Source organism: Jatrophihabitans sp. (assembly GCF_036000465.1).
GTDB lineage: Bacteria > Actinomycetota > Actinomycetes > Mycobacteriales > Jatrophihabitantaceae > Jatrophihabitans.
In genome coordinates, this window is record NZ_DASYFV010000040.1 from 1 (window position 1) to 20,315 (window position 20,315).

A 20,315-nucleotide genomic window follows, 5' to 3' on the forward strand; every position below is an offset into this window, starting at 1 on the left:
CGGCGAGCCCGGCCTCCAGACCGGTGAGCAGCCAGGCCGCGAGGTCCCGCGCGTCGACGTACTGCAGCGGCCGGTCGGGCCGCCCGGGCGCGACGACCCGGCCGCCGCGGGAGATGCGGTCGAGCCACCAGGGCAACCGGCCGACGTCCTCGTGCGGGCCGAGGATCAGCCCGGCCCGGGCGAGCAGCGCGTCGGGGAACTCGCGCTGGATCGCCAGCTCGGCACCACGCTTGATGGCGGCGTAGTCGCCCTCGGTCGCGTCCGGGTCACCCTCGACCAGAGGTGACGACTCGTCGACGTGCTCGCCCCACACGTACACCGACTTCGACGAGACATAGCCGTAGCGGCCGACCCGTCCCACGAGCGTCTGCGCGGCGACACCGGCGACGGCCGGGGCACCCGACCAGGTGTCCGCGACGGCATCCCACTCGCCGTCACCGAGGGCCGCCACCAGCTCGTCGCGCGAAGTGCGGTCGGCGTGCCGGGCGTCGACCGCGGGCGGCAGCGTGCCGGTGACACCGCGGTGGATCGCCGTCACCTGCCAACCGCGGGCGAGCGCATCGGCCACCACGGAGCGTCCGACGAAACGGGTTCCCCCGAGCACGAGCAGTCTCATACGCCATGACCCTGCCGGGTCACGCCGGCGACGGCCAGGGGTGTTCGCGGGCGGCGGAAATCCGTTCGGGCGCGCGCTCTACGGTCGGGTGGTGACGACAACCGATCTTCGACTGCGGCCGCTGCGCGAGAGTGACGAGGCGGTGCTGCGCGATGCCCAGACCGTGATGGCCGAGGACCACTTCGAGTTCATCTTCGGCCTCACGCTCGAGGCAACACTGGCGTCGGTGATCGCCCGCACGGAGCGGGCGCGGTCCGGCGTGATGCTGCCGCCCGGGCGGGTGCCCGCGACCTTCCTGCTCGCCGAGGTCGGCGGCGAGATCGTCGGGCGCACGTCGATCCGACACCGGCTCAACAGCTTCCTGTTCGGCTACGGCGGCCACATCGGCTACGGCGTGCTGCCGCCGTTCCGTCGCCGCGGCTACGCCACCGAGATCCTGCGCCAGTCGCTGGTCATCGCCCGCTCGGTCGGCGTCGGCCGCGCCCTGGTCAGCTGCGAGGAGAACAACGAGGCGTCGGCCCGCACCATCGAACGGTGCGGCGGCGTGCGCGATCCCGAACGGGTGGCCGGTCAGCCCGAGTCCATTCGTCGCTACTGGATCGACTGAGCACCGGCTCGGTCATTCCGTCCCGCCGCTCGTCGGTGAGCTCGGCGAACACCCCGACGACCGTGGCCCTGCGGGTGAACGCCGTCATCCGGCCCGCCTGCCAAGTCGGGCGATCTTCGTCCGGGCAGAATGCGCGCATGGGATTCGACCGCCTGCACCACATGCAACTGGCCATGCCGAAGGGTGAGGAGGCAGCGGCGCGCGCGTTCTTCGTCGACGTTCTCGGCATGGACGAGGTCGCCAAACCGCCCGTGCTCGCCGCCCGCGGGGGCGCCTGGTTCCGGGCCGGCGGAATCGAGTTGCACCTCGGCGTCGAGGACGACTTCCGGCCCGCCCGCAAGGGGCATCCCGGTCTGCTCGTCGACGACCTGGACGACATCGCCGCCCGCCTCACCGCGGCCGGGCAGGACGCGAGTTGGGACGCCGACTTCCCCGGCTTCCGGCGCATCTACGCCCACGATCCCTTCGGCAACCGCCTGGAGTTCCTCGAGCCGCTCGCCTGACCGTCGCGCCTCGGGCCCGCGGAACCACGCTCGAGAGATCACACCGCGGCGGCGCTCACGGCCGGCACGATCTCGGCCTCCAGGATGCAGCTCACCCCGGCGGCGCGCGTCGTGATCGTGACGCAGTGCTCGTTCAGCGCTTCGAAGAGCTCGGTGTCACCGAGCGGAACCACCATCGACACCCGCGCGATGCCGGCCTGCTCGGCCCGGTTGAGCAGATCGTGCACCAGCAGTCTGCGGGCCCACGGCGGTTGGTGTCCGGCGGCGCAGTCGATGTGGATGGTGAGCGCGGGCCGGTCGGCCCCCGGCTGCAGCCGGGCCGTGGCCCGCGCCACCACCCGGCCGCCGGCACGAACTTCGGTGAGCGGCGCGATCGGGGCGCCGCGACCGAACGGCCGACGGACCGTCGCGCGCCGGTTCGTCTCTCTTCCGGACGACGTCATCTCATCGGCCTCCTCGGTCGATCGACCGGTCGTCGCGGTCGTGCCGCGCGGATACGGGTTCAGGACGTCGGCCGCCGACCCACCCCCCGATGAGGCCGGCGGCCGACGTGAGGGCACCAGCCGAGACAGCGGTGCCGGGGAAATGCCTGAGGGTCGCCGCGTCGGCGGTCGGTGATCGACGGGCGACGAGAGCCCCTGCCCGGGCTCGACGTACGCGGCAGACGGCGCCGCCCGGTCTGCGGACTGCACGGTTGTGCGGACGCCGTGGACGAGGGGTCATCGGCTCACCAATCCGGTCGTCGAGTGACGAAAGCCGGGTGTCTGGGGCCTCCCGCACAGTGAAGCAGCAAAGCGGTGGAGCGGCAATGTCCTGGAGCCGGTCAGGGCGCGCGACGGGCACGGACCTCCGTGACCTCCTGACACGACCTTGAGCCCTGTCCGGCCGCGATGTGCCGCCCTACGCTCGATGCAGCCGAACTGCAGCGCCGCCGCGCTGAGGGGGTGAGCGCGATCAGCAGGACAACCACACCGATGACGGCCGAGCCCGGTGAAGTGCTCGCCGGTCTGGGCCAGGCGGTCATCGCGACCGATCTGGACGGCGTGGTCTTCTACTGGAATGCGGCCGCCGAGAACTTGTACGGCTGGACGGCCCAGGAGGCCACCGGCCAGAACATCTCGTCGCTCACGGTCCCGGAGATCTCGCAGAGCGCGGCGCAGGAGATCATGGTCGCGCTGGGTCGCGGTGTTCCGTGGTCAGGTGGCTTCGCGGTGCGCCACAAGAGCGGCACGATCTTCACCGCTCTCGTCACCGACAGCGGTCTGTACCGCGACGGCGATCTCATCGGTGTCGTCGGCGTGTCCAGCAACCTAGGTACGGCGCTCCGCCCGTTGCTGGAGAAGTCCTCGGACGCAGCACTCGTCCTCCGTCCCGATGCGGTGATCACCTACGCCAGTCCCGCCGTCACCCAGCTGTTCGGCTGGCCCGACGAATCGATCATCGGCACCTCGCTGACGCCGCTGATCGAGGCCGAGGACCAGGCCCCGTTCCTGGAGTACCTCGAACAGGTGATCACCCGGCCGAACCCGTACGCCCCGCTGGACCTACGCCTGCGCCGAGAGGGCGGCGTCGTCTGGGCCGAGGCGGCGCTGACGAACATGCTCGACGACCCGGTCGTCCGCGGCGTCGTCTGCAACCTGCGCCTCAACGTGCGGCGCGCGATGCAACAGGCGGCCGAGAGCCGGGCCGAACAGCTGGAAGCGGCCCTGCAATCCCGTCTGACGATCGAGCTGGCCAAGGGGTACCTGATGGGTCATGACGGTCTCGACGCCGACACCGCGTTCAACCGGCTGCGCACGTTCGCCCGCTCCCACAATCTGACCGTCGCCGAGGTCGCCCGCCGTCTGAACGACGGTGTGATCACGTCTCTCGACCGGGACAGCTGAGGCACTCGCACCCACGCAACCGCGTGAGCCGTTCCGACCGCCGTATCGATCATGAATCATGATCGTGGAACCAACCACCGACACTTCGATCGCGCTCAGACCGCGCTCACGGATCGGATTCGACTGACCGTGAACACGCGCTCGTCGCGGCGCAACTCGCACCAGGCGTAGACGCTCCCGGCCGACAGCTCGGCCCGGCCGATGACGCGATGGGTCAGCGCGCCGGTCGCCGACTCGTAGGCGATCGTCACGCGGGAGCCGGTGTCGATCGCGTGCGCCAGCTGGCGAACCTCCGGCAGCGACAGCGACGCGGCCAGGCCGCCGAGCACCCGCTCGGTCCGGCCGATCGGGGCGCTCCCACCGTCGCCGGCGACGCCGTGCCGGAGCAGCCGGGCAGCGAGTTCGTCCACGTCGACAGGAGCCGGGCTCACCGCTCGGCGCTCGGGTGCCCGCCGGACGGGACGCAGCGCGATCACCTCGGCCCGCGCATCGTCGGACACCGGGAAGTAGCCGGCCTTGCGCAGCGCGGCCAGCAGCGCGTCGTGCGAGGTGTCGCTGGCCAGCACGGTCGGAGCGAGCAGGCGCAACCCCAGCTTGGCCAGCTTGCGATCACTCGCCAGCTCGGCGAGCAGGGCCTCGTCGTCGCTGCGCACGCAGCACACCACCGAGGTCAGCCGCAGGTTGCCGTGCCGCCGCGCGACATCGCCGATGAGGAAGCGCAGCGGTTGCGGCAGGTCGGCCGTGGCGATGGCGGCGAGCTCTTCGAGCAACGCATCGCCGGTCGCCCCGCTGTCGAGCGCCCGACGGATGCTGGCCGGGCCGAACCGCCACGTGACCGCCCCGCCGTGCCCCTCGCGATCCGCGGCGCGATCGAGCACGGCCGTCACTCGTCCCGACGGTGTGCCGGCGACGTACACGGTCAGGTCGGCGCCGAACGTCGCGGCGTCACTCGACGGCGGCAGCAGCGCTACCGCCACCGATCTCAGCCGGTCGCTGTCGGCGGACAGCAGGGCCCGGCCGAGTTCGCTGAGCGCGCCGAGTCCGACGACCCCCAGCAGCCGCGCCTCGCGCCACACGCTCGCGAACGGCACCTCGTCGTCCTCGACGAGGTGCACGAGGGGACGACGCCACAGGGCACGCAGCGCGAGCGCCTCGAGCTCGACCGCACCGTCGGTCTCGCCGACGGCCGCCACGAGTCCGACCCGGGCGGCGCGGCATCCTTCGCAGTCGACGGGCCGGGTCAGGGCCCGGAGGGTCTTGCCGTCGACGTCCGTCGCTCGGCTCGGGGTCGAGCCGAGCGACCACCACGCATCCAGCAGCCCGACCAGGCGGTCGGCCGGCTCGGCGGCGCGCCAGGCGTCGAACGCGTCCGAGACCCGGACGGAGCCGAAGGGGTCGTCCAGCAATCCGGCTCGATCGGCCAGCTCGAGCGCGAGTCGCACCGCTGCCTCGTCACAGCCGAGCAGCTTCGCCAGTCGGGTGAGCTCGCGCGCGCCGACCCCGCCGGATTTCAGCGCCGGGATCGGCGAGCGCACGACGTGGTCGAGCAGCGCGAGGACAAGGTCCGCGAACGCCGACACCGCAGCCCCGGCCTCGGTCTCGACCGCCGACGTCGCGACCGGCCGGGCCGGCACCCGTGGTTCGACCGGGGTGAACGGGGCCTGGTAGCCCGCTCCGCGCAGGGCCCGGCCGATCTCGGCGGGCATGCGCCAGCCGAAGGTGTAGTGGTCGGAGAACATCAGGCCGTGATCGCCGGCCCACTGCGTCACCAGTCGGTCCCGGGCGTACCAGGTCGGGTCGAACCGTCCGGACGGCTCGCGGGCGTAGAAGTCGTCGAGCTCGTAGTCGTCCAGCAAATCGTCGTCGGGCTGGGACCGACGCGGCCCGGCGAGCTCGCCCAGCAGATCGCGGATCTCCGGCGGCGCCGAGGCGACCACGCCACGCACGAAGTCGGCGTCGCCGAGGTGCTGACCGAGCGTGTCGACCGCCTCGGCCTTGTTGGCCGGACGCTCGAGGCCGAGGCGGCCCGCGATCCGGCGCAGCGTGTCGAAGGTGGAGCCGAGCAGGAAGGGGCGCAGCGGTGGCCCGAGACCGAGCGGGCTCGGGAAGATCTCGTTCAGGCCCTCGGGAACGATCAGGCGATCGCCGTCGCCGCTGATGAACACGGCCAGATCGACGAGCTCGTCGACGATCGCGTCGACCTGCGTGCGGTGCCCCGTCCCCGATCCGGCGAGCAGCCCGGCCAGTGCTGACCGGGTCACCGATGCGCCCAGGGCGAGCGCTGCCTCCGTGACCTCCAGGAACGGGACCGGCCGGGCCTGCAGTATCAGCACCACCGACTGCGGATGAACCAGCCGCAGACCGAGATCGGTCAGGTCGCGCGGTGGCGCGCCGGCGAGCACGTCGGGTCGGCGACGCAGCAGGTCGGCCAACGCCGACGGTGTGCGGCGCGCCAGGTTGCCGGCCATCTCACGCACGGATTCATTCAAACATCGATCGCCGATCCGGTCGGGCGGGTTGTGGAAAACCGTCGCCGGGCTTGCCTCGTCCGTCGATTAGGGTCGGAGCCATGTGCGGGCGGTACGTCAGCGTGGCGGCGGACTCCGATCTCACCGACGAGTTCGACGTCGAGGAGATCGTCGACGAGCAACCCGAGCTGAGCTGGAACGTCGCGCCGACGGACCCGGTACGAGTGGTGCTCGAACGCCGGCGAAAGGACGCCCCCGAGAGCGCCGCGCCGGTGCGCCAGCTGCGCACGGCGCGATGGGGGCTGGTGCCGAGCTGGTCGCGCGACGCCAAGGGCGGGGCCCGGATGATCAACGCCCGCATCGAGACCGTCACCGAGAAGCCGGCGTTCAAGAAGGCGGCGGCGCAGCGACGCTGCCTCGTGCCGGCGCTGGGCTACTACGAGTGGCAGAAGCGCGACGGCGCGAAGGTGCCGTACTTCCTGCACGACCCGCAGGGCGAGTTGCTCGCGTTCGCCGGGCTGTACGAGCTGTGGCGCGATCACGACAAGGCCGACGACGACCCGACGCGCTGGCTGTGGACCTGCACGATCATCACCCAGCAGGCCACCGACCTGCTCGGCGAGATCCACGACCGCAACCCGGTGGTCGTGCCGCCGCAGCTGCGAGCGGAATGGCTCGACTGCTCGACCGCCGATGCCGACGTCGCGCCCGCGTTGCTGTCGCGCATCCCCGAGGCCCGGCTCGAGCCGTACGTCGTCGGGCCGGCCGTCGGCAACGTCCGCAACAACGGGCCCGAGCTGATCGCCCCGGCCGACGACCCGGCGCTCGCCGAGCCCGAGCAGCAGATGCTCGAGCTGTAACGCCGCGTCGCGGTGGACGCATGCGGCAGGATGGGCCGCATGCAGAGCTGGGCGGCACCGCGGGCCGAGCGACCGGTGCGCGCCACCGTCGCCGTTCCCGGCTCGAAGTCGCTCACCAACCGCCTGCTGCTGCTCGCCGCGATCGCCGACGGGCCGTCACGCCTGATCGCCCCGCTGCGCGCCCGCGACACCGAGCTCATGGCGACCGCGCTGCGCGGGCTCGGCGTAGGCATCGACGACGACGGAGGCGACTGGGTCGTCACGCCCGGGTCGTTGCACGCCGCCGCGATCGACACCGGTCTGGCCGGCACGGTGATGCGCTTCGTCCCGCCGCTCGCCGCGCTGGCCGACGGTCCGGTGTCCTTCGACGGCGACGAGTACGCCCGCGAGCGCCCGATGGCCACCCTGCTCGACGGCCTGCGCCAGGCCGGCGTCGACATCGACGACGGCGGCCGGGGCCGGATGCCGTTCACCGTGCTCGGGCGCGGATCGGTCGCCGGTGGTTCGGTGCACATCGACGCGTCGGCGTCGTCGCAGTTCGTGTCCGGCCTGCTGCTCGCCGCCGCTCGCTACGACAAGGGCGTCGAGATCACCCACACCGGCGACGGGTCGGTGCCGTCGCTGCCGCACATCGACATGACGCTGGCGGTGCTGCAGGCCGCCGGGGTCGACGCCTCGTGCGTCGCGCCCGGCGTGTGGCACGTCGCCCCCGGGCCGGTGGCTGCAGGTCAACACGAGGTCGAGCCCGATCTGTCCAACGCCGCCCCGTTCCTGGCCGCCGCCCTCGTCACCGGCGGCGCGGTGACGGTGCCGGGCTGGCCCGCCGCCACCACCCAGGCCGGCGACGCCCTGCGCGACCTGCTCGCCGCCATGGGGGCCGACGTACGCCTCGACGGCGGCGGGCTCACCGTCACCGGCACCGGCACGATCACCGGCCTCGCCGCCGACCTGCACGACGTCGGCGAGCTGACCCCGGTGCTCGCCGCGGCCGCCGCGCTGGCCGACGGACCGTCGACCTTCACCGGCATCGGGCACCTGCGCGGGCACGAGACCGACCGGCTGGCCGCGCTCTGCACCGAGCTCACCAACCTCGGGGGCGACGTCGTGGAGCACCCGGACGGCCTGTCGATCACCCCGCGGGAGCTGCACGCCGGCGTCTGGCGCGCCTACGCCGATCACCGGATGGCCACCGCGGGCGCGGTCATCGGGTTGGCCGTCGCCGGCGTCGAGGTCGACGACATCGGCACCACGTACAAGACCCTGCCGGACTTCCCCGGCATGTGGTCCGCCCTGTTGGCCGGCTGAATGGCCCGAGGGCGTGACGCACGCTCCTTCGACGAGGACGACGTGCCGACGCGGGCGAACCCCCGCGGCACCCGACCGCGATCCAAGCAGCGTCCCGCGCACGAGAATGCGGTCGACGGCATGGTGATCGCGGTCGACCGCGGCCGCTATCTCGTGCTGGCCGGCGACGTCGAGGTCACCGCGATGAAGGCCCGCGAGCTGGGCCGCAAGAGCATCGTCGTCGGCGATCGCGTCGGGGTGGTCGGCGAGGTGTCGGACGCGCCCGACGCGCTGGTGCGCATCGTCCGCCTCGACGACCGCGCGACCGTGCTGCGCCGCACCGCCGACGACAACGACCCGCACGAGCGGGTGATCGTGGCCAACGCCGACCAACTGGTGGTCGTGTCGGCGCTCGCCGATCCCGAGCCGTCGTACGGGCTCATCGACCGCTGCGTCGTCGCCGCACTGGCCGCGGGCATCGAGCCCCTGCTGTGCCTGACGAAGTCCGACCTGGCCTCCGCCGACCCGGTGATCGAGCGGTACGAACCGCTGTCCGTTCCGGCGATCGTCACCCACCGGGGCGGCCCGCTGGACGAGTTGCGCGAGCACCTGGCCGGCCAGGTGTCGGTGCTGGTCGGGCACTCCGGCGTCGGCAAGTCAACCCTGATCAACGCCCTGGTGCCCAGCGCCGACCGCGCCACCGGCCGGGTCAGTGCCATCGGCAAGGGCCGGCACACCTCGTCGTCGGCCGTGGCGCTCGCGCTGCCCGGCGGCGGGGGCTGGGTCGTCGACACCCCGGGCGTACGCTCCTTCGGGCTCGCGCACGTGACGCCCGACGACCTGCTCTGGGCCTTCCCCGATCTCGAGGACGGCGCCACCCAATGCCGGCCCGGCTGCGAGCACACCCTCGACTACCCCGACTGCCACCTCGACGCATGGGTGGCGCAGGGGCACTCGACGCCGGTGCGGCTGGCCGCGTTCCGGCAGCTGCTCGTGAGCCGTTAGCCGTAGCGCGGCGGTGGTGCGTTGACGCCCGCGGTGTGGATCGGTCCCCCGCGCTCCTTGATCGAGCCACCGGTCGAGTCGGCCCGGGCGGCCAGGATCTCGGCGACGATCGACACCGCGATCTCGGCCGGCGTGTGCGCGTCGATGTCGAGCCCGGCCGGTCCGTGGATGCGGTCCTGGTCGGCCTCGGCCACGCCGTGCTCGGTGAGCCACTCGCGGCGCGCGGCCTGGGTGCGACGCGAGCCGAGCGCGCCGACGTATCCGGCGTGGCCGTCCAGGGCCGCCGCGAGCGCCGGCCCGTCGACCGCCCGGTCGTGGCTGAGCACGACGACCGCGTCGCTGTGGTGCATCGCCTGCGCGGTCGCGACCGCGGCGTCGACTTCGGGCGTGATGCGGACCGTCCAGTCGAGCAGCGCGCCGGCGTTCGCGAGCGCGGTGGCGATGAGCCCGTCGCCGACGACGACCAGGGTCGGTACGGGCCACAGCGCGACGACCGCCTGCCCCTCGGTCAGCGCCGTGGCGCTGGTGCCGCGGGCGAACAGCCGCGGCACCGGATCGGCGTACGCGCCCGCGCCGCGGATGGTCTGCGGGGTGTACATCGTCGTCGGGCCGGCGCCGTCGACGTCGGTGACGAGGCAGACCGGACGCCGGTCGGCCAGCTCGGCCCAGAGCTCGACCGGGTAGGCCGACGCCGGTCGGACGAGGATGCTGGCCACTCCCCCGCACGCGAGGCCGGCGCGCACCGCGTCGTCCTCGGTGATGGTGACCTCGACGATGCCGGCCGGGCGACCCGCGACGTCGCGCACGTCGACGCCCTCGAGCAGCGCACCCACCGGGGCTTCGAGTTCGGTCCAGGCGGCGGCGCGGCCGGGATCGCGCGAGCTGAACCCGCGGGTGGCGACGACCTGGGCCACGGTCACGTCGCGGCCGGCGTCGAGCCACTGCCGCACCCGATCGGCGATCTCGTACACATCGGCCTCCGCGCCTCGACAACGTCCTCACTCTAGAAGCCACTAACGTCGGAGCAATGCCGCTGCATCTGACGTCGATCAACCGCTATCCGGTCAAGTCCTGCCGGGGCGAGGCGGTCACGAGCGCCGACGTCGAGCCGTGGGGGTTGGCCGGCGACCGCCGCTGGATGCTGGTCGACGACGAGGGGGTGCTCATCACCGCCCGCGAGCATCCGCGTCTGCTGCTGGTCACGCCGCGCATCACCGAGGGCGGCCTGGCCTTCACCAGCCCGGACGCCGACGACCTGCAGGTGACCGTCCCGACCTCGACGCCCGAGCCGGTACGGGTGCACCGCAGCACCGTTTCCGCATCGGTCGCCGCCGCTGACGCGAACGCCTGGTTCAGCGCGATCATCGGCACCCCGGCCCGGCTCGTCCACCTCGGCGACCCGACCCAGCGCGCGCTCAACCCGCGGTTCGCGCAGCCCACCGACCGGGTGAGCCTCGCCGACGGGTACCCGCTGATGGCGACGTCGTCGGCCTCCCTCGACGCCTTGAACGACCTCATCGCGGAAGGACCCCGCGCGGACGAGGGACCGGTGCCGATGATGCGCTTCCGGCCCAGCCTGGTGGTCGACGGCGCGACGGCGTGGGCCGAGGACGGGTGGCGGCGGCTGCGGATCGGCGCGGCCGAGTTCCGGGTGGTCAAGGGCTGCGACCGCTGCGTGATGACGACGATCGATCCCGACACGGCGGCGAAGGGCAAGGAACCGGTCGCGACGCTCGCCCGGCACCGGCGCTTCGACGGCGCGACCTGGTTCGGCATGCAGCTGATCCCGGACACGCCGGGCGCGACGATCCGGGTCGGCGACGACGTCGAGGTGGTGGAGTCGGTGCCGGCTCCCGACGGCCCGCCGCGGTGAGCCGAGCCGACCGGTCTCGCATGATCGCCGCCCTGCTGCTCGGCGCGGTCCTGACGACGACGGGAATCTGGCACTTCGCGTCACCGCACGGCTTCGAGTCGATCGTGCCGCGCTTCCTCGGCTCGCCGTCGCTCTGGGTCGGCTTGAGCGGTACCGCCGAGCTGGCGTGCGCGGTGGGACTGGCGCTGCCTCGCACCCGTCGGCTCGCCGGGTGGGCCACCGCCGCGCTGTTCGTGATCGTCTTCCCGGCCAACATCACCATGGCCGTGCACGCGTGGCAGGGCGACGGCAGCCGCTGGATCGCGTTCGGGCGGCTGCCGCTGCAGATCCCGCTCGTCCTGTGGGCGGTGTACGTCGCCCGCGGGACGCTCAGTCGGGGCGGACGTCGAGCCCCAGCGCCGATGCCAGGACCGCGGCCTGCTCCCAGGTGATGATCGCGCCGGCCAGGCCCGCGCTCTCGGGGTCGACGGCGGTGAGGTCCGAGCCGCGCAGGTCGCACTTGTCGAGCACGACGTTCGACAGGTTGGCGCCGGCCAGGTCGCAGCCGCGCAGGACGGCGCCGCGGAGATTCGCCGCACCCAGATCGGTCTCGCGCATCCGCACGCCGTCGAACGTCGCGTTGTGCAGGTCGGCCCGCGGGAGCGTCACGAACGACCAGTCACCCCGCTCGACCGTCACCTGGTCGAAGGTGCAGCGGTGGTCGAAGGTCGAGCCGAGGAACTTGCAGTCGGTGAACGTGGCACCGAAGAACGCGCAGGCGACGAAGGTGCAGTTCACGAAGGCCGCCCCCTCGTACTTCGCGAGGTTGAACGCGACGTCGCGGAAGACGCAGTCCTCGAAGCTCAGCGCGCCGGTCGCCGTCGTCTCCGCGAGATCGACCCGCACGTACTCGACGTTCGCGGCGGCGCGTCCGGTCAGGTCGTCGAGGCTCCAGTCCTCGCCGACGATCCGGCTGGTGGTCTCGGGCAGCGGTCGGGGCGCCATCAGCGGATCGGCTGCCGGGCCAGCCACGCGCCCATGAGGTCGACCGCCTGCTCGATCTCGTCGCCGTCACCGGCGAAGCACATGCGGATGAACCTCCCGCCGTCGAGCGGGTCGAAGTCGACGCCGGGGGCGACCGCGACACCGACCTCGTCGAGCAGCCGGGCGGCGAAGCCGAGCGAGTCGTCGGTCCAGCGCGAGACGTCGGCGTAGGCGTAGAAGGCGCCGTCGGCCGGGGCGAGCCGGTCGAGGCCGATCGAGGGCAGCTGTTCGAGCAGGCGACGCCGGTTGTCGGCGTAGCGCGCGACGTTCGCGTCGAGCTCGTCGTAGGCGTCGAACGAGGCGACCGCGGCGAGCTGTGAGAGCGCCGGCGGGCAGATCGTGAAGTTGCCGGCCAGGCGGTCGACGGCGTCGAGCAGCTCGTCAGGCACGAGCAGCCAGCCGATGCGCCAGCCGGTCATCGAGAAGTACTTGCTGAAGGAGTTGACGACGATCGAGCGGCGGCTGCTGCGCCAGGCGCTCGTGGCCGCTGTGCCGTAGGTGATGCCGTGGTAGATCTCGTCGCTGACCAGCCGGGTGCCGTGCTCGTCGCACCAGGCGGTGATGGCGGCGAGTTCGTCGGGCATCACCATCGTCCCGGTCGGGTTGGCCGGGCTCGCGATGATCAGACCGGCCGGCGGTTCGTCGAGCGCGTCGAGTTGCGCGACGGTCGGCTGGAAGCGGGTCTGCGGGCCGCAGGGCAGCTCGACCACCTCGCAGCCGAGCGCGGCGAGCATGTTGCGGTACGCCGGGTAGCCCGGGCGCGCCATGGCCACGGTGTCGCCGACGTCGAACGAGGCGATGAAGGAGTACAGGAACCCGCCGGACGAGCCGGTCGTCACCGCGACGTTGCGCGGGTCGATGTCGAGGCCGACGAAGTCGCGGTAGTGCCGGGCGATCGCCTCGCGCAGCGGCGGGATGCCGAGGGCGTTGGTGTAGCCGATGCGGTCGGTGTCAAGAGCCCGCTTGGCCGCGGCCCGCACCGTCGAGGGCGCCGCAGTGGACGGCTGACCGGCCGACATGTCGATGACGAACTGCCCGGCCTGCCGCCGCCGCACGACGGCGTCGATGACCCGCATGACGTGGAACGGCGGGACGTTGCCCCTCGCGGCGATGCGGGCGACTGGGTGCACGCCCCCGACGGTACCGACGACCGATCGGTAGCCTGCGGGCGTGCCGAGTTCGTACGAGAACGACCTGACCCTGGCGCTCGAGCTGGCCGATGCCGCCGACGCGATCACCCTCGCCCGGTTCGGTGCCGCCGACCTCGTCGTCGAGTCGAAGCCCGACCTGACGCCGGTGAGCGACGCCGACAAGGCGGTCGAGGAGGCCGTGCGCGCCCGGCTCTCGACCGAGCGGACCGACGACGCGATCTCGGGCGAGGAGTTCGGCTCCGAGGGCACCGGCGCGCGGCGGTGGGTGATCGACCCGATCGACGGCACCAAGAACTTCGTCCGCGGCGTGCCGGTGTGGGCCACCCTCATCGGCCTGCTCGACGGCGACGAGGCGGTCGTCGGGGTCGTCTCGGCCCCGGCCCTCGGACGTCGCTGGTACGCCGCCCGCGACGGCGGCGCATGGGTGCAGGCCCTGGGTGCGCCGGCCCGCCGCCTCTCGGTGTCCCGGGTGGCGCAGCTGGCCGACGCCAGCCTCTCCTACGCCTCGCTCGGCGGCTGGTCCGAGCTCGGCCGCCGCGACGCGTTCGTCGCCCTCACCGACCAGGTGTGGCGCACCCGCGCGTACGGCGACTTCTGGTCCTACATGCTCGTCGCCGAGGGCGCGGTCGACCTCGCCGCCGAGCCCGAACTGTCGCTGTGGGACATGGCCGCGCTCGCCCCCGTCGTCACCGAGGCGGGCGGCCGGTTCACCGGGCTCGACGGCGTCGACGGCGTGCTGCAGGGCAACGCGGTCGCGTCCAACGGGCTGCTGCACGATGCCCTGCTCGCCGCGCTGGGCTGAGCCTCACGGCAGCAGCAGGCAGCTGTCGCCGAACTCGTGCCAGAGATAGCGGGCCCGCACTGCCTCGGCGTAGGCCCGCTCGACCAGCGGCGCGCCGGCGACCGCCTCCAGCAGCATCAGGTGCGAGGCACCGGGCACGTGCCAGCCGGTGATCAGGCCGTCGACGACGCGGGCCGGGTGCTCCGCCCCGAGCACGAGATCGGTCCAACCTCGGCGTTCCCGGACGACGCCGATCGGATCGACGGCCGACTCGAGGGCGCGGGTCACCGTCGTACCGACCGCGACGACCCGCCCGCCCCACGCCCGGGTCAGGTTCACCTGCCGCGCGGTCGCCCCCGGCACGCGGTACGGCTCGGGCTGGGGCGGCTCGCCGGCGTCCTGCGACGAGACACCCGTGTGCAGCGTGATCGGCGCGACGCCGATGCCGCGGCTCACCAGCTCGGTCACCAGCTGGCTCGTGAACGGACGCCCGGCGCTCGGCATCTCCGCGCTGCCGGCTTCGCGGCCGAACACCGTCTGGTAGTCGGCGAGGGGGTGGGCCCGCGGCACGTAGGCGTACCGGATCGGCCGTCCGTGCCGCTCGAGGTAGGCCGCCACCCCGCCCTCGAGCGGCACTGCGGCACGCCACAGCCGCGCCTGCCCGGCCGGGTGCGGTTCGAGCACGACGAGCCGCACGCCGTCGGGCAGCGTCACGACGTCGTGCTCCGTCACGTCCGGCAGCGGTCCGGTCACGTCGTCGCCCCGCGGCCGCAGTTCGACGACCCGGCTGCCGTCGTCGAGCGCGGCCGAGAAGTGGACGGTGACCGGTGTGCCGTCCGTGCGCGTGCCGTCGATGGCCGCGGCCAGGGTGCCCGACGTGTTGACCACCACGAGGTCACCCGGCGAGAGGAAGTCGGCCAGGTGACTGAACCGGCTGTGCTCGATGCCGCCCTCGTGCGCGACGAGCAGGCGGACGCCGTCGCGGGCCGTCGGAGGGGCGGAGGCCTCGAGCCCGTCGGGCAGCGCGAACGTCATCACGACGTCGCCGCCGGGACGGCCCAGTCGGCAGCTCGGTACCGGCCGCTCGCGGGGCGCTCGTCGAGCAGGCGCAGCAGCCCCGGCACCACACTCGCCGGCTCGGGACGGTCGCTGATGTCCTCTCCCGGGAAGGCGGCCTGGTGCATCTCGGTGCGCATGTCGCCGGGGTCGACCGCGTAGATGCGCAGCGCCGGCTCCTCGACCGCCAGCACGGCACTGACGTGGTCCAGCGCGGCCTTGGCCGAGCCGTAGCCGCCCCAGCCCGCGTAGGCCTCGACGGCCGCGTCGGAGCTGACGTCGACCACCGTGCCGCCCGTGGCCCGGAGCGCGGGCGCGAGCAACTGGATCAGCCCGAGCGGCGCGACCACGTCGGTCTCGTACACCCGGCGCAGCGCGCCGAGCGGGTGGTCGGCCAGTGACGGCAGCGGGCTCGGGCCGAGCTCGCTGGCGTTGTTCACGAGCAGGTCGAGCCGGCCGAGGACGTCCACCGCCGCCGCGAGAGCGTCGCGGTGCGCCGGGTCGGTCACGTCGCCCTCGACGACAACCGCGCCGGGGAGTTCCTCGGCGAGCTTCCCGACGCGGCGGGCGTCCAGTACGAGGCGCCAGCCGCGGTCGGCGAGCGCGCGGGCCAGGGCATGGCCGAGGCCGCGCGAGGCCCCGGTGACGAGTGCGGTCGGTTGCGATGTCGATGTCATGCGTCCATGCTTGTAGTTGAAGTCAACTTCAAGTCAAGCGAGGTGGACGAACCGATGCGACCGACCGATCTGCTCACCGTCAGCGACGTCGCCGAGCGCAGCGGGTTCGCCCCGTCGGCGCTGCGCTTCTACGAGCGCGAGGGCCTCGTGCACGCCACCCGTACCAGCGGCAACCAGCGGCGCTACGAGCGCAACGTGTTGCGCCGCCTGGCGTTCATCCGGGCCGCTCGCAACGTGGGGCTGAGCCTGGAGGAGGTCGCCGCGGCGCTGGCCACCCTGCCCGAGGGACGCACGCCGACCCGAGCCGACTGGACGCGGCTGTCCCGCTCCTGGCGGCACCGCCTCGACGACCAGATCGCCGCGCTGACCAAGCTGCGCGACGGCCTCGACTCGTGCATCGGCTGCGGTTGCCTGTCGCTGAAGAAGTGCGCGATGTCGAACCCGGCCGACGTCGTGGCCGACCGCGGCCCCGGCGCGGCGTTCCTGCCCGCTCCCCTGCGCCGGTCGAGCTAGGAGGCGAGCCCCTCGATCACCTCGGCGGTCGGCAGGTCGGCCAGCGCGCTCGACGGCAGCGCGATCTTCGAGCGGCGCAGCCCGCTGCCGATGACGACCACGTCGCGAGCGAGCACGGCCGCGTCGATCAGCACCGGCCACTCGGCCGGCAGCCCGATCGGGGTGATGCCGCCGTACTCCATGCCGGTCAGCGACACGGCGTCGGCCATCGGCGCGAAGGAGGCCTTGCGCACGTCGAGGCGGCGCCGCACGACGCCGTTGACGTCGGCCCGGGTCGTCGCGAGCACGACACAGGCGGCGTACCGGGTCACGCCTTCCCGACGACCGGCGATCACCACGCAATTGGCCGAGTCGTCGAGTTCCACGGCGTACTGCTCGCAGAAGGCGGCGGTGTCGGCGAGGTCGGCGTCGATCGGCGCCACCGCGGCATCGGCCGCCCGCGGCCAGGCGCCCAGGGCGGCGGTCACCGCGTCCGCGACGAGGTCGGGAACAACCGGCTGCCAGTCGAGGTTTCCGGGTCCAGTCACGTCCCCGACCGTACTGTGGGGTGTCATGAGCACCGACATCGACGCGAACGTCGAGGCCATCCTGCGCAAGTACAAGACAATCACCGTCGTCGGCGCGAGCGACGCCGAGGAGAAGCCGGCGCACTACGTGCCCGAGCACATGCAGCAGCACGGCTGGCGGATCATCCCGGTGAACCCGCGGGGCGGCACGATCCTCGGCCAGACCGCGTTCTCGAGCCTGGCCCAGGTGCCCGAGCGGGTCGGCCTGGTGAACGTCTTCCGACCCTCGTTCCAGGCCCCGGAGATCGCCCGCCAGGCCGTGGCCGCCGGCGCGAGCGCGCTGTGGCTGCAGCTGCACCTCAGCTCGGACGAGGCGCGCCGCATCGCCGAGGACGCCGGCCTGCTCTACGTCGAGAACCGCTGCATGCTCGTCGAGCAGCGCCGGCTGATGCTCTCGGCCCCGACCATCTAGCGGACGCCCGCCCGGGCCGCCGCCCGCCAGCCCGCGAACTCGACCAGCTGCCCGGCCAGGATCTCGAGCGCACCGTCGACCCGCTGGTCGAAGCTGCCGTCGTCGTTGATCGGCTGCTCGACCGAGTTCACCGTCACGCCGAACGGCGTCGGCCACCCCCGCAGCGCGTGGATCGCCGAGCGGACCGACACGAGCGCCGTGCCCGCCGCCTGCCAGCCGGCGGCCGAGACGATCACGCCGACCGCGCGCCCGTCGAGATAGGGTCGCGGGTCGTCCCGCAGCCCCTCGAGGTGGTCGAGCGCGTTCTTGACGAGCCCGGACATGCCGCCGTGATAGCCCGGCGTCGCGATCACGACGCAGTCGGCTTCGCGGACGGCCTCGACGAGAGCGGTCGCGACCGGCGTGGGCGGCTCACCGTCGGCACCGTAGATCGGCAGCGTGCCCAGCTCGTCGCCGCCGAGCACGAGGGTGCGGGCGCCGCGGGTCACCGCGTGGGCCAGGCAGCGTTCGAGCAGGAGCGACGTCATGGACATCGGCCCGGTCGAACCGCCGAAGCCGACGATCAGCGGCCCATCGGGCATCGACACTCCCTCGCTCGTCATCGCGTCCCACTCTAGGGTCGCAGTGGGAACGCACGACGAGGCGGGAGACGACATGGGTGTGGACGCGGCGGCGGCGCGGGAGTTCCTGCGCTCGAACCACAACGGCGTGCTGGCGACGATCCGGGCCGACGGGCGGCCCCAGCTGTCGCCGGTGACGGTCGGCATCGACGCCGAGGGACGCGTCGTGATCAGCACCCGCGAGACGGCGCTGAAGGTGAGGCACCTGCGCCGTGATCCGCGGATCGCGCTCACCGCGTTCACGAGGGAGTTCTACGGCGACTGGATCCAGGTCGAGGGCACGGCCGAGATCGTCGAGCTGCCCGAGGCGCTGGAACTGCTCGTCGACTACTACCGCGGCATCAGCGGCGAGCACCCCGACTGGGACGAGTACCGCGCCGCCATGGTCGAGCAGCAGCGTGTGATGGTGCGCTTCGAGATCGAGCGGGCCGGGCCGAACGTCAGCGGGTAGATCAGCCCGTCCGGAAGCCCTCGACGCCGGTGGCCGGCGACCAGTCCGCACTGATGCCGACGACCTCGCCCGGGGTCGGGCCGCTGCGCAGCGTGTCGAGCAGCGACTGCACCGCCTCCCGCGGACCCTCGGCCACCAGCGCGACCCCGCCGTCGGGCAGGTTGACGGCCGAGCCGACGACGCCGCGATCTCGCGCCCGCCGCCGCACCCAGTCGCGGAATCCGACGCCCTGCACGTGACCGCGCACGACGGCCTCGAGTCGAATCCGGTCAGCTGTCACCCGTCGATGATGACGGGTCAGGCGACCTCGCGCCGCGACGGCCGCCAGCCGCGCGACTCGCTGGGCCACCGCGTGACCGCGACGGGCGACCAGAAGGTCGCCGCGCCGCTCTCGGCCGCGGGCGCGACGCGCCGCTCGAACTGGTCGGCGATGTCGTCGATCGCGTCGGCCCGGCCCAGGGCGCGCAGCCAGGCAGCGTTGGTGACGTAGTCGGTGGGGGTGTCGGTGGTCATCGGCCGTCCTCTCGCCGGCACCCGGCCCGATCGGCCGTGGTGTCGGGTTCCAGCGTGAGGTGCGGCTGTGTCGGGCCGGTTACCGGCAGTTGCCCGCCGTGCTAAGAAACGCGCTCAGCCGCCGGCGCTCAGCCACCCGCGAAGGGCGGCAGCACGTCGACCTCGGCGCCGTCGGGCAGGACGGTCGTGTCGCCGGCCTGCTGGCCGTCGACGAGGAAGGACGCCACCTGGCTGATCCGGGCGAGTTCGGGCCGGCCGGCGAGCTGCAGTCGCAGGTCGGCGACGGTCGCGGCGTCGAAGGTCTCCTGCTCGCGGCCGGCGGCGCGCTGCGCCCCGGCCCAGTAGCGGACGGTCACCGAGGCGGGCATGGCGTCCAGCCTGCCAGCCCGCGGCGGCGACGGCTCGTCCGGGCCACTGCCCTCGCCGACCGCCGGCGGCTCGCCCGGGTAGGCGGTGACGTCGGTGGCCTTGGCCGACAGCCATACGCCGCGTCCTGGCCCGAGGCCGAGCTCGGCCACGGCCGAGGCGGTGACGTCGACGGTCACGAGCTGGGCCCCCCGCGCGGTGACCCGGATGCGGTCGCCCAGCGGGGCCAGCGACTCGACCCGGGCCGGCCAGATGTTGCGGGCGCTGGAGCGCAGCGGCTCCTCGACGTGGACCGTGAACGCGGAGGGCCGCAGCGCCACGAGCACGCGTCCGTCGAGGGCGTCGGCCGCGGCCAACCGACCGCCGCCGTCGAGCTCGACCGTGTGCGCCCGCGCCACCCCGCGGTAGAGGTTCATGCCGACCAGGCGGGCGACGTAGGGGGTGAGCGGCCGGCTGGTGATCTCGGTGGGCGTCCCCTCCTGCACGACGCGTCCCTCCTCGAGTACGACGATGCGGGTCGCGAGCAGCAGCGCCTCGATCGGGTCGTGGGTGACGATGACGGTCGGGCCGGCGAACGCGCCGAGGTGCTCGCGCAGCTCGCCCTGCACCTCGGCCCGCGTCTGCACGTCGAGGGCGGCGAGCGGCTCGTCCAGCAGCAGCGCGCCCGGGTCACAGGCGAGGGCGCGGGCCAGCGCCACCCGCTGGGCCTGCCCGCCGGAGAGCTCCCGCGGGCGCCGGCGGGCCAGCTCGCCCACCCCGAGCCGGTCGAGCCACGTCGCGGCATTCGCCCGGGCCTGCGCCCGGTGCGTCCCGCGCGACCGCGGCCCGAACGCGACGTTGTCGAGCACGCGCAGGTGCGGGAACAGGCGATGGTCCTGGAACACGACGCCGACGGCGCGGTCCTGGGGCTCGACGAACACGCCGGCTCGGCGGTCGTCCAGCACGCGATCGCCCAGCCGTACCGTCCCGTCGTCGAGCGCGAGCAGCCCGGCGATCGCGCGCAGCAATGTCGACTTGCCGGCGCCGTTCGGGCCCAGCACGGCGACGACCTCACCCGGCTCGGCGACGAGCGACACGTCGAGGT

The 20,315-nt window shown here is 73.2% G+C and carries 25 protein-coding genes and 1 pseudogene; 12 read left to right on the forward strand and 14 right to left on the reverse strand.

The features are described from left to right. Window positions 1–616, reverse strand: a 616-nt coding sequence (locus VGN18_RS13230; protein ID WP_327540165.1) for an NAD-dependent epimerase/dehydratase family protein, incomplete at its 3' end; no start/stop codon positions are given. Window positions 617–707: 91 nt separating this feature from the next. Between VGN18_RS13230 and VGN18_RS13235 the strand changes: the two genes are divergently transcribed. Together VGN18_RS13235 and VGN18_RS13240 are read left to right on the forward strand one after the other, a co-directional pair. Continuing rightward, window positions 708–1,223: a GNAT family N-acetyltransferase gene (locus tag VGN18_RS13235; protein WP_327540166.1), complete on the forward strand. Its 516-nt coding sequence runs from the start codon at window positions 708–710 to the stop codon at window positions 1,221–1,223. A gap of 137 nt (window positions 1,224–1,360) precedes the next feature. Further along, complete coding sequence (locus VGN18_RS13240) at window positions 1,361–1,726, forward strand: VOC family protein (protein ID WP_327540167.1); 366 nt, start codon at window positions 1,361–1,363, stop codon at window positions 1,724–1,726. Window positions 1,727–1,764: 38 nt separating this feature from the next. On the opposite strand, the gene VGN18_RS13245 is transcribed toward VGN18_RS13240, so the two are convergent. Then, entirely contained in the window at window positions 1,765–2,169 is a 405-nt protein-coding gene (locus VGN18_RS13245) for a hypothetical protein (protein WP_327540168.1), read from the reverse strand. A gap of 531 nt (window positions 2,170–2,700) precedes the next feature. Between VGN18_RS13245 and VGN18_RS13250 the strand changes: the two genes are divergently transcribed. Then, complete coding sequence (locus VGN18_RS13250; protein ID WP_327540169.1) at window positions 2,701–3,612, forward strand: PAS domain S-box protein; 912 nt, start codon at window positions 2,701–2,703, stop codon at window positions 3,610–3,612. Window positions 3,613–3,707: 95 nt separating this feature from the next. Here the strand turns inward: VGN18_RS13250 and VGN18_RS13255 are convergent, their stop codons facing one another. Continuing rightward, a complete protein-coding gene (locus VGN18_RS13255) occupies window positions 3,708–6,080 on the reverse strand; it encodes a helicase-associated domain-containing protein (RefSeq protein WP_327540189.1) in 2,373 nt (790 codons plus the stop codon). A gap of 101 nt (window positions 6,081–6,181) precedes the next feature. Between VGN18_RS13255 and VGN18_RS13260 the strand changes: the two genes are divergently transcribed. Genes VGN18_RS13260 through rsgA form a run of 3 tightly spaced genes read left to right on the forward strand, consistent with a single transcriptional unit; the run spans window position 6,182 to window position 9,229 of the window. Next, window positions 6,182–6,940: an SOS response-associated peptidase gene (locus tag VGN18_RS13260; protein WP_327540170.1), complete on the forward strand. Its 759-nt coding sequence runs from the start codon at window positions 6,182–6,184 to the stop codon at window positions 6,938–6,940. A gap of 39 nt (window positions 6,941–6,979) precedes the next feature. After that, window positions 6,980–8,245 (forward strand): 3-phosphoshikimate 1-carboxyvinyltransferase, encoded by a 1,266-nt coding sequence (aroA, locus tag VGN18_RS13265; RefSeq protein WP_327540171.1) that lies wholly within the window; start codon window positions 6,980–6,982, stop codon window positions 8,243–8,245. Continuing rightward, window positions 8,246–9,229, forward strand: a complete 984-nt coding sequence (gene rsgA, locus VGN18_RS13270) for a ribosome small subunit-dependent GTPase A (protein ID WP_349259908.1) — start codon at window positions 8,246–8,248, stop codon at window positions 9,227–9,229. Here the strand turns inward: rsgA and VGN18_RS13275 are convergent. After that, a complete protein-coding gene (locus VGN18_RS13275) occupies window positions 9,226–10,200 on the reverse strand; it encodes an XdhC family protein (RefSeq protein ID WP_327540173.1) in 975 nt (324 codons plus the stop codon). The two genes, rsgA and VGN18_RS13275, sit on opposite strands and share 4 nt — an antisense overlap. A gap of 56 nt (window positions 10,201–10,256) precedes the next feature. Here VGN18_RS13275 and VGN18_RS13280 point away from each other — a divergent pair, with 56 nt between their 5' ends. Next, complete coding sequence (locus VGN18_RS13280; RefSeq protein ID WP_327540174.1) at window positions 10,257–11,102, forward strand: MOSC domain-containing protein; 846 nt, start codon at window positions 10,257–10,259, stop codon at window positions 11,100–11,102. A gap of 20 nt (window positions 11,103–11,122) precedes the next feature. Further along, window positions 11,123–11,533: a DoxX family protein gene (locus tag VGN18_RS13285; protein WP_327540175.1), complete on the forward strand. Its 411-nt coding sequence runs from the start codon at window positions 11,123–11,125 to the stop codon at window positions 11,531–11,533. Here the strand turns inward: VGN18_RS13285 and VGN18_RS13290 are convergent. Together VGN18_RS13290 and VGN18_RS13295 are read right to left on the reverse strand one after the other, a co-directional pair. Continuing rightward, window positions 11,472–12,086: a pentapeptide repeat-containing protein gene (locus VGN18_RS13290; protein ID WP_327540176.1), complete on the reverse strand. Its 615-nt coding sequence runs from the start codon at window positions 12,084–12,086 to the stop codon at window positions 11,472–11,474. The genes VGN18_RS13285 and VGN18_RS13290 overlap by 62 nt on opposite strands. Continuing rightward, the gene (locus tag VGN18_RS13295) at window positions 12,086–13,201 is read right to left on the reverse strand and encodes a pyridoxal phosphate-dependent aminotransferase (protein WP_349259909.1); all 1,116 of its coding nucleotides are present in this window, start codon (window positions 13,199–13,201) and stop codon (window positions 12,086–12,088) included. Before VGN18_RS13295 ends, VGN18_RS13290 begins: the two co-directional genes overlap by 1 nt. A gap of 94 nt (window positions 13,202–13,295) precedes the next feature. On the opposite strand from VGN18_RS13295, the gene hisN reads away from it, so the two are divergent. Beyond that, window positions 13,296–14,078, forward strand: a complete 783-nt coding sequence (gene hisN / locus VGN18_RS13300; protein WP_327540178.1) for a histidinol-phosphatase — start codon at window positions 13,296–13,298, stop codon at window positions 14,076–14,078. Between the two features lie 3 nt (window positions 14,079–14,081). Here hisN and VGN18_RS13305 read toward each other — a convergent pair whose 3' ends face one another. Together VGN18_RS13305 and VGN18_RS13310 are read right to left on the reverse strand one after the other, a co-directional pair. Continuing rightward, window positions 14,082–15,092 (reverse strand): S-adenosylmethionine:tRNA ribosyltransferase-isomerase, encoded by a 1,011-nt coding sequence (locus VGN18_RS13305; protein ID WP_327540179.1) that lies wholly within the window; start codon window positions 15,090–15,092, stop codon window positions 14,082–14,084. Further along, window positions 15,092–15,790 carry an SDR family oxidoreductase gene (locus VGN18_RS13310; RefSeq protein WP_327540180.1) on the reverse strand — a complete coding sequence of 233 codons (699 nt, stop codon included), beginning with the start codon at window positions 15,788–15,790 and terminating at the stop codon, window positions 15,092–15,094. Before VGN18_RS13310 ends, VGN18_RS13305 begins: the two co-directional genes overlap by 1 nt. 54 nt (window positions 15,791–15,844) lie before the next feature. Between VGN18_RS13310 and soxR the strand changes: the two genes are divergently transcribed. Beyond that, window positions 15,845–16,303: a redox-sensitive transcriptional activator SoxR gene (gene soxR / locus VGN18_RS13315; RefSeq protein ID WP_327540181.1), complete on the forward strand. Its 459-nt coding sequence runs from the start codon at window positions 15,845–15,847 to the stop codon at window positions 16,301–16,303. Here the strand turns inward: soxR and VGN18_RS13320 are convergent. After that, complete coding sequence (locus tag VGN18_RS13320; protein ID WP_414655051.1) at window positions 16,300–16,857, reverse strand: YbaK/EbsC family protein; 558 nt, start codon at window positions 16,855–16,857, stop codon at window positions 16,300–16,302. The genes soxR and VGN18_RS13320 overlap by 4 nt on opposite strands. Between VGN18_RS13320 and VGN18_RS13325 the strand changes: the two genes are divergently transcribed. Next, window positions 16,856–17,281, forward strand: a complete 426-nt coding sequence (locus tag VGN18_RS13325) for a CoA-binding protein (protein ID WP_327540183.1) — start codon at window positions 16,856–16,858, stop codon at window positions 17,279–17,281. The genes VGN18_RS13320 and VGN18_RS13325 overlap by 2 nt on opposite strands. Here VGN18_RS13325 and VGN18_RS13330 read toward each other — a convergent pair. Further along, a complete protein-coding gene (locus tag VGN18_RS13330; RefSeq protein ID WP_327540184.1) occupies window positions 17,278–17,883 on the reverse strand; it encodes an NADPH-dependent FMN reductase in 606 nt (201 codons plus the stop codon). The two genes, VGN18_RS13325 and VGN18_RS13330, sit on opposite strands and share 4 nt — an antisense overlap. Before the next feature lie 52 nt (window positions 17,884–17,935). On the opposite strand from VGN18_RS13330, the gene VGN18_RS13335 reads away from it, so the two are divergent. Further along, complete coding sequence (locus VGN18_RS13335) at window positions 17,936–18,352, forward strand: PPOX class F420-dependent oxidoreductase (protein WP_327540185.1); 417 nt, start codon at window positions 17,936–17,938, stop codon at window positions 18,350–18,352. Window position 18,353: 1 nt separating this feature from the next. Here VGN18_RS13335 and VGN18_RS13340 read toward each other — a convergent pair whose 3' ends face one another. The 4 genes and pseudogenes from VGN18_RS13340 to VGN18_RS21215 all read right to left on the reverse strand — a co-directional run. Beyond that, a complete protein-coding gene (locus VGN18_RS13340; RefSeq protein WP_327540186.1) occupies window positions 18,354–18,632 on the reverse strand; it encodes an acylphosphatase in 279 nt (92 codons plus the stop codon). A 17-nt stretch (window positions 18,633–18,649) separates the two neighbouring features. Continuing rightward, window positions 18,650–18,865 carry a hypothetical protein gene (locus tag VGN18_RS13345; protein WP_327540187.1) on the reverse strand — a complete coding sequence of 72 codons (216 nt, stop codon included), beginning with the start codon at window positions 18,863–18,865 and terminating at the stop codon, window positions 18,650–18,652. A gap of 128 nt (window positions 18,866–18,993) precedes the next feature. Then, window positions 18,994–19,647, reverse strand: a complete 654-nt coding sequence (locus VGN18_RS21210; RefSeq protein WP_414655052.1) for a TOBE domain-containing protein — start codon at window positions 19,645–19,647, stop codon at window positions 18,994–18,996. 279 nt (window positions 19,648–19,926) lie between these two features. Next, window positions 19,927–20,315: pseudogene (locus tag VGN18_RS21215) on the reverse strand (ATP-binding cassette domain-containing protein); the annotation flags it as partial.

What these genes read in the sequence shown, in the direction of transcription:
- VGN18_RS13290 (WP_327540176.1), bottom strand. Translation starts at nt 12,086, where the DNA reads ATGGCGCCCCGACCGCTGCCCGAGACCACCAGCCGGATCGTCGGCGAG.
- aroA (WP_327540171.1), top strand. Translation starts at nt 6,980, where the DNA reads ATGCAGAGCTGGGCGGCACCGCGGGCCGAGCGACCGGTGCGCGCCACC.
- VGN18_RS13255 (WP_327540189.1), bottom strand. Translation starts at nt 6,080, where the DNA reads ATGGCCGGCAACCTGGCGCGCCGCACACCGTCGGCGTTGGCCGACCTG.
- VGN18_RS13250 (WP_327540169.1), top strand. Translation starts at nt 2,701, where the DNA reads ATGACGGCCGAGCCCGGTGAAGTGCTCGCCGGTCTGGGCCAGGCGGTC.
- VGN18_RS13310 (WP_327540180.1), bottom strand. Translation starts at nt 15,790, where the DNA reads ATGACATCGACATCGCAACCGACCGCACTCGTCACCGGGGCCTCGCGC.
- VGN18_RS13305 (WP_327540179.1), bottom strand. Translation starts at nt 15,092, where the DNA reads ATGACGTTCGCGCTGCCCGACGGGCTCGAGGCCTCCGCCCCTCCGACG.
- VGN18_RS13285 (WP_327540175.1), top strand. Translation starts at nt 11,123, where the DNA reads ATGATCGCCGCCCTGCTGCTCGGCGCGGTCCTGACGACGACGGGAATC.
- VGN18_RS13240 (WP_327540167.1), top strand. Translation starts at nt 1,361, where the DNA reads ATGGGATTCGACCGCCTGCACCACATGCAACTGGCCATGCCGAAGGGT.
- VGN18_RS13320 (WP_414655051.1), bottom strand. Translation starts at nt 16,857, where the DNA reads ATGACACCCCACAGTACGGTCGGGGACGTGACTGGACCCGGAAACCTC.
- VGN18_RS13345 (WP_327540187.1), bottom strand. Translation starts at nt 18,865, where the DNA reads ATGACCACCGACACCCCCACCGACTACGTCACCAACGCTGCCTGGCTG.
- VGN18_RS13325 (WP_327540183.1), top strand. Translation starts at nt 16,856, where the DNA reads ATGAGCACCGACATCGACGCGAACGTCGAGGCCATCCTGCGCAAGTAC.
- VGN18_RS21210 (WP_414655052.1), bottom strand. Translation starts at nt 19,647, where the DNA reads ATGAACCTCTACCGCGGGGTGGCGCGGGCGCACACGGTCGAGCTCGAC.
- VGN18_RS13245 (WP_327540168.1), bottom strand. Translation starts at nt 2,169, where the DNA reads ATGACGTCGTCCGGAAGAGAGACGAACCGGCGCGCGACGGTCCGTCGG.
- VGN18_RS13335 (WP_327540185.1), top strand. Translation starts at nt 17,936, where the DNA reads ATGGGTGTGGACGCGGCGGCGGCGCGGGAGTTCCTGCGCTCGAACCAC.
- VGN18_RS13330 (WP_327540184.1), bottom strand. Translation starts at nt 17,883, where the DNA reads ATGACGAGCGAGGGAGTGTCGATGCCCGATGGGCCGCTGATCGTCGGC.
- VGN18_RS13260 (WP_327540170.1), top strand. Translation starts at nt 6,182, where the DNA reads ATGTGCGGGCGGTACGTCAGCGTGGCGGCGGACTCCGATCTCACCGAC.
- VGN18_RS13280 (WP_327540174.1), top strand. Translation starts at nt 10,257, where the DNA reads ATGCCGCTGCATCTGACGTCGATCAACCGCTATCCGGTCAAGTCCTGC.
- VGN18_RS13295 (WP_349259909.1), bottom strand. Translation starts at nt 13,201, where the DNA reads ATGCGGGTCATCGACGCCGTCGTGCGGCGGCGGCAGGCCGGGCAGTTC.
- soxR (WP_327540181.1), top strand. Translation starts at nt 15,845, where the DNA reads ATGCGACCGACCGATCTGCTCACCGTCAGCGACGTCGCCGAGCGCAGC.
- rsgA (WP_349259908.1), top strand. Translation starts at nt 8,246, where the DNA reads ATGGCCCGAGGGCGTGACGCACGCTCCTTCGACGAGGACGACGTGCCG.